Here is a 14,123-nt window from a genome sequence, read left to right as displayed (position 1 = left end):
GGCCAAAGTGGGGCTGCGCGCGGAGTTTTATGACCGCTACCCGCACATGTTCTCAGGCGGGCAACGCCAGCGTATCGCCATTGCTCGCGGGCTGGTGCTCAACCCAGACATTGTGGTGGCCGATGAGCCGGTTTCGGCGCTGGATGTGTCGGTGCGCGCGCAGGTGCTCAATTTGATGATGGATTTGCAAACTGAGTTGGGGCTGTCGTATATCTTCATTTCGCACGATTTGTCGGTGGTAGAACACATCGCTGATGAAGTGATCGTGATGTACCTTGGTCGTTGCGTAGAGCAAGGCACGGCGGAGCAAATTTTCGCTAACCCCCGCCACCCGTACACCCAAGCGCTGCTTTCCGCCACCCCGCGCCTATCACCTGAAAAGCGCCGCGAGCGGATTAAACTCACAGGCGAGTTGCCAAGCCCACTCAACCCACCCAAAGGCTGCGCCTTCTCTGGCCGCTGCCGCTTGGCCGAGCCACGCTGCTTTGAGTCCAACCCCCCACTGCGCACCCATGACGACGGCAGCAAAATCGCCTGCTTCGTAGTGGAATAAATTTCAGCAAAAAACCGCACTTTAACGTGCGGTTTTTTAATGAATTAGTGTTATTTTTAGGATCGTAAAAATATTTCTGCGATTTTGCAAAATGTTTTTTATGATATAAAAAACGCTTAAACTTATCCTTAAGATTATAAAATTCACGAATCGCTTTTTGCTTTACGCTTAGCTCATGATTTTCTCGTGCATGTTTGATGGTAGACTCAAGTTGTCCATCTTCTTCAATACAGGCAGGGACAAGCGCATAGTTATTGAGATTATTTTCAAAGCAGCGGGCCATTTGGTTATCGACTGGATAAATAACTTCTTGAAAAGCATTAATTAATAATTTTGCTACATCAGGTGTGATCAGATAACCTAGTGTGCCAATATAATCTTTGTAAAATTTAACCACAGAAAAATGCTTATCTTGCGCAATGAGATAATAGTCTGTTTTTAAGTTATTTTTATGTAACCATAAAAAACGAAACTTTTGCGCATACTGATCGGCATTTTGATAAAAAGTTGCAAAGTGCGGTGTTAACTTAACATCATCTTCTAGCACGATAAGTGGTTGATTATCGGCAATGCATTTTTGCCAAGCTTGAAAATGGCTAGCGAAACAGCCAAGCTCAGATAGTGATAACCCTTTCCCTTTTCGTTGCACTCTTTTTTGATGGTTATAGTGCTGAAACAACGGATGATTTGGTTCATTTTTACCGTAAACGGCAGGAAAAAATTGGAAATCAAAATGTAACCCTTGTTGTGATAGGGCATCAAATTGTGCGAGCATGTAATCTCGACGATTTTGAGAATCAGCAAGGTTAATTATCACAATTTGCATGACGCATTCCTTGCCTGTGGTGATCGTGTATGAAGCATATAAAGTGAAAATAATATGCTTAAAGTCACGAAATAGAAAATAGTGCCTGATTGATGAACAAAAAAGCCTTGAGGCAAACAGTAACTCATTACCTCTAAAATATGCACAATGCCAAGCAGTGAGATCAATTTTATCTCTGGTGTATTGATGCTCCGATGTTTTGAGAGAAAGAGTAATCCAGGAATAATAAAAATCCCTAATAGACCAATTAAGCCAATAACGCCACGCACAACAGTAGCTTCTAAATATTGATTATGTGGCTGATTAAAATGCCCTGCATATTCACTAATGATCCCCTCTTGGGCTTGTTGTAGGCGTTTTTTATTCGCTCCCTCTTTGCCCCAACCGAGGACAGGTTTTTCTTGAATGGCAAGTAGTGCGCCTTTCCACATATCAAAACGTGCGCCAACGGAGGTGGAACCATTGCCTTGCTCAACATAAAACTGGATGTCGTTTTTAGCCGTTTCTAATCTTTCGAGTACTCGAAATTGGGGGATTGAAACAACACTGATGACGGTGAGTAATAGCGCTGCGCCTAAACCAAATAAAACCGGCTGGAAATTTGCCGACGATAATAAATCAATATAACCACTAATACGACAGGCAGGCCAATCCATGCACCTCGTGAGGTTGAAAGAATACTGGCCAAAATGCCAGACAGGCTTGCAACAAAACTGATAAAAGCGAGGTTACGGTTGTTTTTTTGCAAATAATATAAGCCAATACAAAGTGAAAAAATGCCCAAACTCATAGCAATGCCACCACCTTGAATTTGCATCATTTGACTAAAGGCTGCATGCTCAGAGAAGAGAAAAATATCACTGATTGCAATGACGCCCGCAATAATGCTGCCAGCAATGATGGCATACAAAACGGCATTAAGTGTTAGTTTACATCGAATAAGCAGATAAACTAGCGGGATGCAAAGCAATGCACGAGATACGGCGTCGAGCTCTTTCATCTTGTCGTGATGAACAAGCATGGAAAGGACAAATGTGCCAAAATAAAATACAATACAGAAAATAAACCACTGCATTGCGCGATTATTTCTCAATGGCACCTGTTTAATATGCCAAGGAAAAGTAATAACGCCGAGAATAAGTAAAACAGATGCCGCATATTGGTATCCTCTTGAACCAATCAGTAAGGTTGCAAAAAAGAGGACAACCAAAAGCGTGCATAATTTTGTTAAATGCGATTGTTGCGCTGCTAGCATAACTACACATCCACATTCGCTTTCAAGGCGTTGCTTTCGATAAATTCGCGCCGTGGTTCGACCTCATCGCCCATTAAGGTGGTGAAGAGTTGGTCGGCGGCGACGGCGTCTTTGATGGACACTTGCAGCATATGGCGCGCGGTTGGGTCCATGGTGGTTTCCCACAGTTGCTCTGGGTTCATTTCACCTAGCCCTTTATAGCGCTGCACGCTCAAGCCGCGGCGGGATTCTTTCACCAGCCATTCCACGGCTTGCTCAAAGCTGGCCACGGGCTGCTTGCGTTCACCACGCATAACATAGGCGTCGTCTTGCAATAAATCACGCAGCTGCTCACCAAGTGCGGTCAGGCGGTGATATTCGGAGCCGGCGACAAATTGATAATCGAGGTGATAGTCTGTATCGATGCCGTGGGTGCGCACGGTCAACACCACTTCATAGATATTGCGCTCGCTGTTGTGAGCCAGTTTAATGTCGTAGTGATTGCCGCCCACATCTTTGCGTTGCAGGTTTTTCAACACCTCATCTGCCCAGCTTTGCAACCGCACTTTGTCAGTCAACAGGTCATTGTCGAGCGTTGGCGCGTAGATCAATTCCTGCAGCAGCGCGCTAGGGTAGTTGCGCGATAGGCGGGCGATCATTTTATGCACACTGTTGTATTCGGTGATCAATTTCTCCAGCGCCAGCCCGTTCATCACAGGCGCGCCTTCGGCGACGTATAGCCCTGCGCCGTCTAGCGCGATGGCCAGTTCGTATTCTGTCATCGCGTCATCGTCTTTGATATATTGCTCTTGCTTGCCTTTTTTCACTTTATAAAGTGGCGGCTGGGCGATATAGACGTAGCCTTTTTCAATCAGCTCTGGCATTTGGCGATAGAAAAAGGTCAGCAACAGCGTGCGAATGTGCGCGCCGTCCACGTCGGCATCTGTCATAATGATGATTTTGTGATAACGCAATTTTTCAGGGTTGTATTCATCGCGCCCAATGCCGCAGCCCAGCGCGGTGATCAGCGCTGCCACCTCTTGCGAGGAGAGCATTTTGTCAAAGCGTGCTTTTTCCACATTAAGGATTTTCCCTTTCAGCGGCAAAATCGCTTGGTTTTTACGGTTGCGCCCCTGTTTGGCGGAGCCACCGGCGGAATCCCCCTCCACGATGTAGAGCTCTGACAGCGCGGGGTCACGCTCTTGGCAGTCGGCGAGTTTGCCAGGCAAACCGCCTAAATCTAGTGCACCTTTGCGTCGGGTCATTTCGCGGGCTTTGCGGGCGGCTTCACGCGCGCGCGCAGCATCAATGATTTTGCCCACGATGATTTTGGCATCGGTTGGGTTTTCCAACAAATAGGTTTGCAGCCGCTCACCCATGGCGGATTCCACCGCACCTTTCACCTCAGAAGAGACCAATTTATCTTTGGTTTGGGATGAAAATTTCGGATCGGGCACTTTGACAGAAATCACCGCCACCAAGCCTTCACGGGCGTCATCACCCGAGGCGCTGACTTTTGATTTTTGTTGAAGCCTTCGGCTTCCATGTAATTATTCAGCGTGCGGGTCAATGCCGCGCGGAAGCCAGCCAAGTGGGTGCCGCCGTCGCGTTGTGGGATGTTGTTGGTGAAGCAATAGAGATTTTCTTGAAAGCCGTCGTTCCATTGCAGTGCCACTTCCACGCCAATGCCGTCTTCTTTTTCAATCGAGAAATAAAACGGTTGATTGTGGATAGGGTTTTATTTTTGTTTAAATATTCCACAAACGCGCGAATGCCGCCTTCGTAGTGGAAGTGGTCAGATTTGTCGCTGCGTTGGTCAATTAATTTGATCGACACACCCGAGTTCAAAAACGACAACTCACGCAGGCGTTTGGCCAACAGTTCGTATTCAAAATGAATATTGGTAAAGGTGGCTGGGCTTGGCCAAAAGCGCACGGTGGTGCCGGTTTGCTCCGTTTCACCAATCACTGCCAGTGGCGCTTGTGGCACGCCGAGGCTGTAAAATTGCTCGTGGACTTTGCCTTCGCGGCGAATGGTCAATTGCAATTTGTCAGACAGCGCGTTGACCACCGACACCCCCACGCCGTGCAAGCCGCCAGAGACTTTATAAGAGTTGTCATCAAACTTACCGCCAGCGTGCAGCACGGTCATGATCACCTCAGCGGCGGAGACGCCCTCTTCAGGGTGAATGCCAACCGGAATGCCGCGCCCGTCGTCTTGCACCGAGACGGAATTGTCGGTGTGAATGGTGACAATAATGTCGCGACAAAAGCCCGCGAGTGCCTCATCGATGGCGTTGTCCACCACCTCAAACACCATATGGTGCAAGCCGCTGCCGTCATCGGTGTCGCCGATGTACATGCCAGGGCGCTTGCGTACGGCGTCTAGCCCTTTTAAAACCTTAATGCTAGATGAATCATAAGCTGTTGAGTTGGTGTTTTCTGACATAATATTTAGCTCGTTTTTGTCTGCGAAAATTTCCGAAATTATAGCAAATTTTGCGCTTTTTCGCACGCCTTTATTGGGCTTTGGGGCAGAATTTAGCGCAGGCGGTCAATCACGCCGTTATCAAGGGAGAAAACCGCACTTTGCTCAAGCGGCATTTGCTGGAGTTGGTTGAGGTGAATAGCGCTGATAAATACCTGCGATTGGCAGGCTTTAAGCCGCTCGGCGAGCAGCTCGCGCTTGTGTTGGTCAAGCTCGGAGGCAAAGTCATCAAGCAAGAAAATGCAGTGGCGCTGGCGGCTTTGCATCAAGTGCTCACCTTGGGCGAGACGCAACGCGCAAATCATCAATTTTAGCTGTCCGCGCGAGAGCACGTCATCAAGCGGAATGCCGTTGGCTTTTAGCCGCAGGTCGGCTTTTTGTGGGCCGGCAAAGGTGTAGCCCAACTGCTTGTCGCGCTCAAAGCCTGCCTTGAGCACCTCGGCAAAGTCGTGAGTTTTATCCCAGCCGTAATAAAAGCGCTGTTGCAGTTCAATTTCTGGCAAAAACAGTTGGCAGGTTTGCGTGATGTTGGCGCTCAGCGCCTCGGCGTAAGCCTCCCGCCACTGGCTGATTTGCATTGCCAGCGGGATAAATTCACTGTCCCACATCGCCATGTCGCCGTAGTGGCGCGCACTCAGCAAAGCGGCATTGCGCTGTTTTAGCACTCGGCGCAAGCGCGTCCACAGCGGGAAAAACTGGCTGTGTTGATGAAACAAGCCCCAATCTAAAAACGCGCGACGAAAGCTCGGCCCGTCGCTGAGCAAGCTCAAGCCCTCGGGCGAGATCATCTGAATAGGCAGCAAGTGAGCGAGGTCAGCGATTTTGTTGCCGTCTTCGCCGTTGATTTTCACCGTGCTTTGCCCTTGGCGTGTTTTCTGCAAGCCCACCGACCACGTCCCTTGGGCGTGGCGAATGTCGGCAAAAAGGGTAAAGTGCGGTTGGTCATAGTGAATGATGCGTTGGCTGACCGCACTTTTAAACGAGCGGCCATGGCCGAGGTAATAAATCGCCTCCAGCAGGCTGGTTTTGCCGCTGCCGTTGTTGCCCACAATAAAGTTGAAGCCGTGATTTAACGTTAAATCAACGGCTTGCAAATTGCGGAAATGATCGACGACGAGCCGGGAGAGCGCCATGACTATAAGCGCATTGGCATGATGACGTATTCGGCGTAGCTGTCGTTGCAATCCTCCAGCAGGCAGCTGGAGTTGGCATCACTGAAGCGAAACCGCACTTTGTCACATTTCAGCGCGTTGAGCACATCAAGTAAGTAATTGACATTGAAGCTGATTTCCATCTCTTCATTGTCATATTGGATATCCAGCACCTCTTCCACCACGTCTTTTTCCGCATTGCTGGAGGTGATAGCCATTTGATTTGGGCTCAGCGCCAAACGCACGCCGTGCATGCGCTCGCTCGATAAAATGGCTGCGCGGGTAAACGCTTGTTTTAAGCTCGTCCAATCGGCCTCGATGATGTGGTCGGCATTGCGTGGCAGCACGCGGCGATAGTCTGGAAAGCGCCCGTCAATCAATTTGGAGGTGAACACGGTATGCTCAAATTGCACGCGGATATTGCTGGTGCCAATTTGAATGCGCACTTGCTCTTCAGGCTCGTTGAGCAGGCGTTTTAACTCAAGCACACCTTTGCGTGGCACAATTACGGCATGATTTGGCAGGGATTGCTCAAGCGCCATGGTACACACCGCTAAACGGTGGCCGTCGGTGGCGATGGTGCGCAGCAAATTGCCTTCGGTTTCAAACTTCATACCGTTTAAAAAATAACGCGCATCTTGGTTGGCCATGGAAAACTGCGTGGCATCAATCAGGCGGATAAGCGTGTCTTGCGCCACGGTGAAATCGACCTCAGCTTGCCAGTCAGTCAAACTTGGGTAATCGGCCGCAGGCAGGGTAGAGAGCGTGAAGCGGCTGCGCCCTGAGCTAATCACCGCGCGGTCGTCTTCAAAGGTGACATCAATTATCGCCTCATCAGGAAAGCTGCGGCAAATATCCAAAAACTTCTTGCCTGGGATGGTATAAAAGCCCTCTTGGCTGGCGCTTTGCAGCGGGGATTGGGTGGAAAGCTCCACTTCCAAATCGGTGCCGGTCATAATCAAGCGCTGGGCGTCAATTTGCAGCAATAAATTGTGCAAAACCGCTGTTGGCGGGCGCGAATTCAGCACGCCACAGACTTGTTGTAATGGTTTGATCAAATTTTCACGGCTTATTGAAAATTGCATAGCGTCCCCTTAGGCAGACAAAATACGAATTAAATTAGAAAAATCTTCTTGGATATTATTATCTTTTTCGCGTAATTCTTCAATCTTGCGGCAAGCGTGCAACACCGTGGTGTGATCGCGATCGCCAAATAATTTGCCAATTTCCGGCAAGCTGCGGTTGGTCAGCTCTTTGCACAGTGCCATCGCCAGTTGGCGCGGGCGAGCAATGGAGCGGAATTTGCGCTTGGAGGTCAAATCTGAAACCTTGATTTTGTAATATTCTGCCACGGTTTTTTGAATATTTTCCACCGTCACTAATTTATCTTGTAGCGCCAGCATATCTTTGAGCGCCTCACGCACAAAATCGATGGTGATCGGCTTGCCGGTGAATTGGGCGTAGGCTGCCACACGGTTGAGTGCGCCTTCAAGCTCACGCACGTTGGTGCGCAGTTTTTGCCCGATGAAAAACGCCACTTCCTCAGGCAAATTGAGGTGGCTCTCTTCGGCTTTTTTCATCAAAATCGCAACCCGCGTCTCCAAATCAGGCGGCTCAATGGCAATGCTCAAGCCCCAGCCAAAGCGCGAGCGCAGGCGATCTTCAATTTTTTCAATCTCGCGTGGGTAGCGGTCAGAGGTGAGGATAATTTGGTGATTGCGCTCAAAGAGCGCATTAAAGGTGTGGAAAAACTCTTCCTGCGAGCCCTCTTTATTCGAGAAAAACTGAATATCATCGATTAACAAGGCATCCAGGCTGCGATAAAAACGCTTGAAGTGGTCCATTTTGTCGTTGCGCAGCGCTTTGACCATCTCTTGCACAAAGCGCTCAGAGTGCATATACACCACTTTGGCTTGTGGATTGCGCGCGAGAATTTCGTTGCCAATGGCGTGCAGTAAGTGGGTTTTGCCTAAGCCTGTGCCGCCGTAGAGATAAAGCGGGTTCGAGTTGGCGCCGCCTGGATTGTCGGCCACTTTTTGTGCCACTGCACGCGCCATTTGGTTCGATTTCCCTTCCACAAAATTGTCAAAGGTTTGCTTGATGTTCAGCCCCGAGCGGTAGGACTCTTGCACGTTGGCACTTGGTTGTTCAGCCGCCGGTGGGGCCACATTGGCAGGCTCGGGCGCCACTTCTTTGGGTTTGATGCCCTCAACATATTTGATTTTGCCGACCGCACTTTCACTTAAGCCTGCGATGATCTCCACAATCAGGCTGTGGAATTTATCTTGCACCCACTGGATGATAAAGCGATTAGGGGCGTATAACAGCAATGTGTCGTTTTTCACCTCAGCTTGCAATGGCTTGAGCCACATGCTGAAATCATTCGACGACACTTGATCTTGCAGTTGAGAAAGACAATTTGGCCATAAATCTTTCCAAAGAGAAGACGACATGTAAAACTCCATCGGGGTTATCCCCATTTTCTAAACGGGAAGTGCGGTTTTTGTTAATAATACCCAAAAGAGGGGCAAAAATCCCGACTTTACGCACAAAAAAACACAAAAAAAGTGCTTGCATTTTTGCGGTAAACATTTTAAATACTCACCGACAAAGCCCAAACTCAAAAGGCAAAGTGCCCTTGGCGTGCGCGTGGTGGCGCAGGCGGGCAAAATTTGCACACTTTTGTGTAATCTTATTTGACACTTGCGCCGTTTACGATTAAAATTCGATTCCTTATTTTTGGGCTAACCATCAATTGCCCGTTTTGGGCGATAGCCTTCACCTTAAAACATTAGAGTTAACGATAAGTAGAGATTAATTATGAAACGTACATTTCAACCATCCGTATTAAAACGTAGTCGTACTCACGGGTTCCGTGCGCGTATGGCAACTAAAAACGGTCGTCAAGTGTTAGCGCGTCGTCGTGCCAAAGGCCGTAAACGTCTATCAGCTTAATCCTCACCTTGAGTGAAGTTAAGTATCCTTTCTCTCGGGAGTTACGCCTGTTAACTCCCGAACAATTCACATTTGTTTTTCAACAATCTGTCAAAGCCTCTCGCCCTGAAATCAGCATTATCGCTCGCGCCAACCATTTAGGCTTCCCGCGGCTGGGGTTAACCATTGCCAAAAAACACGTCAAGCGTGCCGTGGTGCGCAACCGCATCAAACGCGTGTGCCGTGATTATTTCCGGCGCAATCAACACAATTTGCCCGCAATGGATTTTATTGTCATTGCCCGCAAAGGCCTAGGTGAGATGGATAACAAACAGCTGTTTGATGTGTTGGACATTTTATGCAATCGTCATCGTCGCTTGGCGCGAAATGCCTAATTTGGCTCATTAAAGGCTACCGCGTGGCCATCAGCCCGTTACTTGGCCCGCGTTGTCGCTTCACGCCAACGTGCTCGCAATACGGCCTTGAGGCGATAAAACGCTTTGGCGCACTAAAAGGTGGTTGGCTTACGCTCAAACGTGTATTAAAATGTCATCCTTTAAGTGCTGGTGGATATGATCCCGTGCCTGAAAAACAATGTGAACACTCAACCCATAACCAACACAGAGAAAAATAATGAATTCTAAACGTAGTTTATTAGTAATTGCACTCGTCTTTATCTCTTTCTTGGTGTATCAACAATGGCAAATTGACTACCATTCGCCAAAAGCTGAAACGCCAGCGGCCAGTGCAACCACCACGGTGGAGGCCAACAGTGATACGCCCGTGAGCACCAGCCAAAGTCAAAGTGCGGTTGACTCGCAAGAAACAGGCAATGTGGTGACCGTTGAAAGTGACGTGTTACGGCTGAAAATTGCCACCAACGGCGGCGATATTGTTGATTCTGAATTGTTGAAATACAACGCCGAGCTCAACTCTGAAAAACCGTTCTCATTGCTGCAAAACGACCAAAACTTGGTTTATGTTGCACAAAGTGGCTTGGTGGGCAAAGACGGCGTTGACACCCGTGCAGGCCGCGCGCAATACAGTGTGGATGCTGAGGCCTTCACCCTCGCCGACGGCCAAGATGAACTGCGTATCCCACTCACGTTAGAAAAAGACGGCGTGAAAGTGGAAAAAACCTTTATCGTTAAACGCGGCAGCTATGTGGTGGACGTGGTTTACAGCATCACCAACAACCGCGGTGAGCCAATTGAAATGCAGCCGTATGCGCAAATCAAGCACACCTTGATTGAGCACTCCACCAACTTGGCGATGCCAACCTACACCGGTGGTGCGTACTCCTCTTCAGAAACGAATTACAAAAAATACAGCTTTGAAGATATGGAAAAGGCGAATTTGTCGATTGCGACTAAGCAAGGCTGGGTGGCGTTGTTGCAACACTATTTTGCCACGGCGTGGATCCCAAATCAGCATGAAGACAATCAGCTCTACACCAGCACCAACAAAGATTTTGCCTTTATCGGCTTCCGTGCGCCGAGTATGGTGATTCCAGCCGGTGCCACGCAAAGTGTGGAAAGCAAATTGTGGACAGGCCCGAAACTGCAAAACCAAATGGAAGCGGTGGCACCGCACTTGGATTTGACAGTGGATTACGGCTGGGCGTGGTTTATCTCTAAACCGCTGTTCAAATTGTTGCAATTTATCCAAAGCATTGTGTCAAACTGGGGCTTGGCGATCATCTGTGTGACCATCATCGTGAAAGCGATTTTGTATCCGCTGACCAAAGCGCAATACACCTCAATGGCGAAAATGCGTATGCTGCAACCACGCATCCAAGAGCTGCGTGAGCGTTTCGGCGACGACAAACAACGCATGAGCCAAGAAATGATGCGTTTGTATAAAGAAGAAAAAGTTAATCCATTGGGTGGCTGCTTGCCAATCTTGCTGCAAATGCCGATTTTCATCGCCCTTTACTGGATGTTTATGGAAGCGGTGCAACTGCGCCACGCGCCATTCTTCGGCTGGATTCAAGATTTATCCGCGCAAGACCCGTACTACATCTTGCCAGTGCTGATGGGTGCGTCGATGTTCTTGCTGCAAAAAATGTCACCAACGCCGGTGGCAGACCCAACCCAGCAGAAGATCATGACCTTTATGCCGGTGGCGTTCACCTTCTTCTTCCTGTGGTTCCCATCTGGCTTGGTGCTTTACTGGTTGACCTCCAACCTCATCACCATCGCCCAGCAACAGTGGATTTATCGCGGGCTTGAAAAACGCGGGCTCCATTCCCGTAAGAAAAAATAACGTTGAAGGGCACTCGCAAGAGTGCCTTTTGTTTAACACGAAAGTGCGGTGAGCATTATGATAAAAGAAACCATTGTGGCGCAAGCCACCGCCCCAGGCCGCGGTGGGATTGGCATTTTGCGCATCTCAGGGCCAAAAGCGACAGCGGTAGCGCAGGCCATTTTGGGCAAATGCCCAAAAGTGCGGTTGGCAGAGTATTTGCCGTTTAAAACGCTTGACGGGCAGGTGCTTGATCAAGGCATCGCGCTCTATTTCAAAGCGCCTCACTCCTTCACGGGTGAAGATGTGCTCGAGCTGCAAGGCCACGGCGGGCAAGTGGTGCTGGATATGCTGCTTGAGCAAATTTTAATGCTCCCTGAGGTGCGCCTGGCCCGCCCCGGGGAGTTTTCAGAGCAAGCGTTTTTAAACGACAAATTGGACCTTGCCCAAGCCGAGGCGATTGCGGATTTAATTGATGCCAGCTCGGCACAGGCCGCGCGCAGTGCGCTCAACTCGCTGCAAGGGGAGTTTTCCAACAAAGTCAACGCGCTGGTCGATAGTCTGATTTATCTGCGCACCTATGTGGAGGCGGCGATCGACTTCCCTGATGAAGAGATTGACTTCCTCGCCGACGGGGTGGTGGAGGGCAAGCTCAATGACATCATCGCGCAATTAGCCAAAGTGCGGTCGCAGGCGCGCCAAGGGGCGATTTTGCGTGAGGGCATGAAGGTGGTGATTGCAGGGCGGCCGAATGCGGGCAAATCCAGCCTGCTCAACGCGCTGGCCGGACGTGAGGCGGCGATTGTCACCGACATCGCGGGCACTACGCGCGATGTGCTGCGCGAGCATATCCACATTGACGGCATGCCGCTGCATATTATCGACACCGCCGGTCTGCGCGAGGCCAGCGATGAGGTGGAAAAAATCGGCATCACCCGCGCGTGGGCAGAAATTGAGCAGGCCGATCACGTCTTGCTGATGATTGACTCGGCCGCGCCACAAGCTGAGCAGCTCGATTTTGCCAGCCGCGAGTTTCTCGCCCGCTTGCCAGAGAATATGCCACTGACGGTGATTCGCAACAAAGCCGACATCAGTGGCGAGGTTGAAGGCCAACGCATTGTCAACGGCCGCACGGAAATTACGCTGTCTGCCAAAACCCATGCGGGCATTGACTTGCTGCGTGAGCACTTGAAAAAAGCAATGGGCTATCAAGCCAGCCCCGAGGGCGGCTTTTTGGCGCGCCGTCGCCATTTGGATGCGCTGTCACACGCCGGTGAATGCCTTGAACGCGGCCACACACAGCTGGTGGAATTTCACGCCGGCGAGCTGCTCGCCGAAGAGCTGCGCCTGGCACAAGACGCACTGAGCACCATCACCGGCCAATTCACCTCAGACGACCTGCTCAGCAGCATCTTCAGCTCGTTTTGTATTGGTAAGTAAAAAGCTAAATAGCTCAAAGCAATGGTAGATGATTAAAAGGCCGTCATTTACCACTGCTTTGTATCTATAAGGTTGGATATTAATTACGTTCAAACCGATCGAGTGAAGTTAGACATTCAGAAATTAGCTGACTAACGGCTTCTGTGTTTTTCTCTCTTCCGATTTGAATATAGCAATTTCATATCCGCGATATGTATTTTTGACCTCATTCCATGGTTCTTTGAGATTTTTATGTTCAAGAATTATAGAATCCGCTTTCTCTTCATCGCGACCTTGATGTAAATGAGCATATATTCTTAGAATTGATGCATGCTCATCTAGATACAGTACAACACTCGATCCTGTATCTTGCCAACAAGATAAAGTAAATCGTAATGCAGGATAACCACCCCAATGATTTAGACGAATTTTAACCTCTTCTCCCAATTTTCGTTGAATGAGATCTTGTAAATGTTGATGATATTGATTGATCGAATTCTCTTTTGCTGTTTGAATCTCTTTAATCGTAGAAAGATTTTCTAAAAAGAAATCAAATGCTGTTTGGTCAAATGAAGGGGCTGACATAATACTCTCCAAATGCAAAATAAATTCACGCAGTAATAATATCCATTTATTAATTGGCTGGGAAATAAATTGTTCTGATAATTCAGATTTTAACGTACTGATTAAATTAAGATAGCTAATTCCATACCATCCTTGAGCTAGCGTATCACCATTGGGAGAAAGGACAATGTAGATTATCTCTTTGTTGGTAAAACGTTCCTTATGCCTAGATTCTTGAAGAAAATACTCATAATCTTTGAACGGATTGTTTTGATGATGATAGATTTTATTTTCAATTACTATGACCCAATTTTCGCTTTCAAGTAGTAAATCAATACGCTTACCAGTTAATGTGCTTAATTCACGTTCGGGTGCATTAGTCAATGTACAATCGAGTGAATGATATTTTTCAGGTAAACAATTAATTAATGATTTCAGCATAATGTTGCCGAGTTGATGCTGTGCATTGTTGTCTAAAAAAAAGCTGAGAATATCTGTCGTCGGATTTTCATAGTAGCCTCTACCGCCAATGCTGAAAATCGTGGGCTCTATTTTCGTTTCTGAGCCTAATGAGTTAAACTTGGTTAATAGTTTTTGAAACTGTGGTAGTTTGGTGTGCATATTCAGCCTTAACTCTTATTTTCTTTCTATGATATTCTAACATAACATATTAGAATTAGAGCGAAGAGTTGGGCTTATAAGGTGTTTTTC

14 protein-coding genes and 2 pseudogenes are annotated in these 14,123 nt (G+C 48.4%); 6 read left to right on the top strand and 10 right to left on the bottom strand.

The window, feature by feature from the left end:
- On the top strand, positions 1-553 hold a 553-nt coding region (locus HPC37_RS08835), incomplete at its 5' end, for an oligopeptide/dipeptide ABC transporter ATP-binding protein (RefSeq protein ID WP_208122775.1).
- A gap of 340 nt (positions 554-893) precedes the next feature.
- Here HPC37_RS08835 and HPC37_RS10985 read toward each other — a convergent pair.
- From HPC37_RS10985 to dnaA, 9 genes and pseudogenes are all read right to left on the bottom strand, one after another.
- A pseudogene (locus tag HPC37_RS10985) lies at positions 894-1,328 on the bottom strand (glycosyltransferase family 25 protein); the annotation flags it as partial.
- A gap of 38 nt (positions 1,329-1,366) precedes the next feature.
- Complete coding sequence (locus HPC37_RS08830; protein WP_208122774.1) at positions 1,367-2,035, bottom strand: O-antigen ligase family protein; 669 nt, start codon at positions 2,033-2,035, stop codon at positions 1,367-1,369.
- On the bottom strand, positions 1,954-2,634 hold the full coding sequence (locus HPC37_RS08825; RefSeq protein WP_208122773.1) for a hypothetical protein: 681 nt from the start codon (positions 2,632-2,634) through the stop codon (positions 1,954-1,956). Before HPC37_RS08825 ends, HPC37_RS08830 begins: the two co-directional genes overlap by 82 nt.
- A gap of 2 nt (positions 2,635-2,636) precedes the next feature.
- Entirely contained in the window at positions 2,637-3,878 is a 1,242-nt protein-coding gene (locus HPC37_RS11305; RefSeq protein WP_427915968.1) for a toprim domain-containing protein, read from the bottom strand.
- Between the two features lie 60 nt (positions 3,879-3,938).
- Positions 3,939-4,288, bottom strand: a pseudogene (gene gyrB, locus HPC37_RS11300) (DNA gyrase subunit B); the annotation flags it as partial.
- Positions 4,180-5,061: an ATP-binding protein gene (locus HPC37_RS11295; protein ID WP_427915967.1), complete on the bottom strand. Its 882-nt coding sequence runs from the start codon at positions 5,059-5,061 to the stop codon at positions 4,180-4,182. The gene HPC37_RS11295 and the pseudogene gyrB, both read right to left, overlap by 109 nt.
- 92 nt (positions 5,062-5,153) lie before the next feature.
- Positions 5,154-6,233 (bottom strand): DNA replication/repair protein RecF, encoded by a 1,080-nt coding sequence (recF, locus tag HPC37_RS08815; protein ID WP_208122772.1) that lies wholly within the window; start codon positions 6,231-6,233, stop codon positions 5,154-5,156.
- Between the two features lie 2 nt (positions 6,234-6,235).
- Positions 6,236-7,336 (bottom strand): DNA polymerase III subunit beta, encoded by a 1,101-nt coding sequence (gene dnaN / locus HPC37_RS08810; protein ID WP_208122771.1) that lies wholly within the window; start codon positions 7,334-7,336, stop codon positions 6,236-6,238.
- Positions 7,337-7,345: 9 nt separating this feature from the next.
- Complete coding sequence (gene dnaA, locus HPC37_RS08805; RefSeq protein ID WP_208122770.1) at positions 7,346-8,704, bottom strand: chromosomal replication initiator protein DnaA; 1,359 nt, start codon at positions 8,702-8,704, stop codon at positions 7,346-7,348.
- Positions 8,705-9,071: 367 nt separating this feature from the next.
- Here dnaA and rpmH point away from each other — a divergent pair, with 367 nt between their 5' ends.
- The 5 genes from rpmH to mnmE are packed head-to-tail and all read left to right on the top strand — an operon-like array spanning position 9,072 to position 12,869.
- The gene (rpmH, locus tag HPC37_RS08800) at positions 9,072-9,206 is read left to right on the top strand and encodes a 50S ribosomal protein L34 (RefSeq protein ID WP_084255372.1); all 135 of its coding nucleotides are present in this window, start codon (positions 9,072-9,074) and stop codon (positions 9,204-9,206) included.
- An 8-nt stretch (positions 9,207-9,214) separates the two neighbouring features.
- The gene (rnpA, locus tag HPC37_RS08795; RefSeq protein WP_208122769.1) at positions 9,215-9,580 is read left to right on the top strand and encodes a ribonuclease P protein component; all 366 of its coding nucleotides are present in this window, start codon (positions 9,215-9,217) and stop codon (positions 9,578-9,580) included.
- Positions 9,544-9,819 carry a membrane protein insertion efficiency factor YidD gene (gene yidD / locus HPC37_RS08790; protein ID WP_208122768.1) on the top strand — a complete coding sequence of 92 codons (276 nt, stop codon included), beginning with the start codon at positions 9,544-9,546 and terminating at the stop codon, positions 9,817-9,819. Before rnpA ends, yidD begins: the two co-directional genes overlap by 37 nt.
- Complete coding sequence (gene yidC / locus HPC37_RS08785; RefSeq protein WP_208122767.1) at positions 9,819-11,450, top strand: membrane protein insertase YidC; 1,632 nt, start codon at positions 9,819-9,821, stop codon at positions 11,448-11,450. The genes yidD and yidC overlap by 1 nt, the downstream gene beginning before the upstream one ends.
- 60 nt (positions 11,451-11,510) lie before the next feature.
- Positions 11,511-12,869, top strand: a complete 1,359-nt coding sequence (mnmE, locus tag HPC37_RS08780) for a tRNA uridine-5-carboxymethylaminomethyl(34) synthesis GTPase MnmE (protein WP_208122777.1) — start codon at positions 11,511-11,513, stop codon at positions 12,867-12,869.
- Positions 12,870-12,992: 123 nt separating this feature from the next.
- Here the strand turns inward: mnmE and HPC37_RS08775 are convergent, their stop codons facing one another.
- Positions 12,993-14,033: a PDDEXK-like family protein gene (locus HPC37_RS08775; RefSeq protein ID WP_208122766.1), complete on the bottom strand. Its 1,041-nt coding sequence runs from the start codon at positions 14,031-14,033 to the stop codon at positions 12,993-12,995.
- Positions 14,034-14,123: the final 90 nt, after the last annotated feature.

The organism is Spirabiliibacterium mucosae (assembly GCF_014884965.1).
GTDB classification, from domain to species: Bacteria; Pseudomonadota; Gammaproteobacteria; order Enterobacterales; family Pasteurellaceae; genus Spirabiliibacterium; species Spirabiliibacterium mucosae.
This window is presented reverse-complemented; position numbering and strand designations above follow the sequence as displayed.

Bases quoted from the DNA above. Each gene is read 5' to 3' on its own strand.
- yidD (WP_208122768.1), top strand. From the start codon at position 9,544: ATGCAATCGTCATCGTCGCTTGGCGCGAAATGCCTAATTTGGCTCATT.
- HPC37_RS11295 (WP_427915967.1), bottom strand. From the start codon at position 5,061: ATGTCAGAAAACACCAACTCAACAGCTTATGATTCATCTAGCATTAAG.
- HPC37_RS11305 (WP_427915968.1), bottom strand. From the start codon at position 3,878: ATGACCCGACGCAAAGGTGCACTAGATTTAGGCGGTTTGCCTGGCAAA.
- dnaN (WP_208122771.1), bottom strand. From the start codon at position 7,336: ATGCAATTTTCAATAAGCCGTGAAAATTTGATCAAACCATTACAACAA.
- recF (WP_208122772.1), bottom strand. From the start codon at position 6,233: ATGGCGCTCTCCCGGCTCGTCGTCGATCATTTCCGCAATTTGCAAGCC.
- HPC37_RS08775 (WP_208122766.1), bottom strand. From the start codon at position 14,033: ATGCACACCAAACTACCACAGTTTCAAAAACTATTAACCAAGTTTAAC.
- HPC37_RS08825 (WP_208122773.1), bottom strand. From the start codon at position 2,634: ATGCTAGCAGCGCAACAATCGCATTTAACAAAATTATGCACGCTTTTG.
- rpmH (WP_084255372.1), top strand. From the start codon at position 9,072: ATGAAACGTACATTTCAACCATCCGTATTAAAACGTAGTCGTACTCAC.
- dnaA (WP_208122770.1), bottom strand. From the start codon at position 8,704: ATGTCGTCTTCTCTTTGGAAAGATTTATGGCCAAATTGTCTTTCTCAA.
- yidC (WP_208122767.1), top strand. From the start codon at position 9,819: ATGAATTCTAAACGTAGTTTATTAGTAATTGCACTCGTCTTTATCTCT.
- HPC37_RS08830 (WP_208122774.1), bottom strand. From the start codon at position 2,035: ATGGATTGGCCTGCCTGTCGTATTAGTGGTTATATTGATTTATTATCG.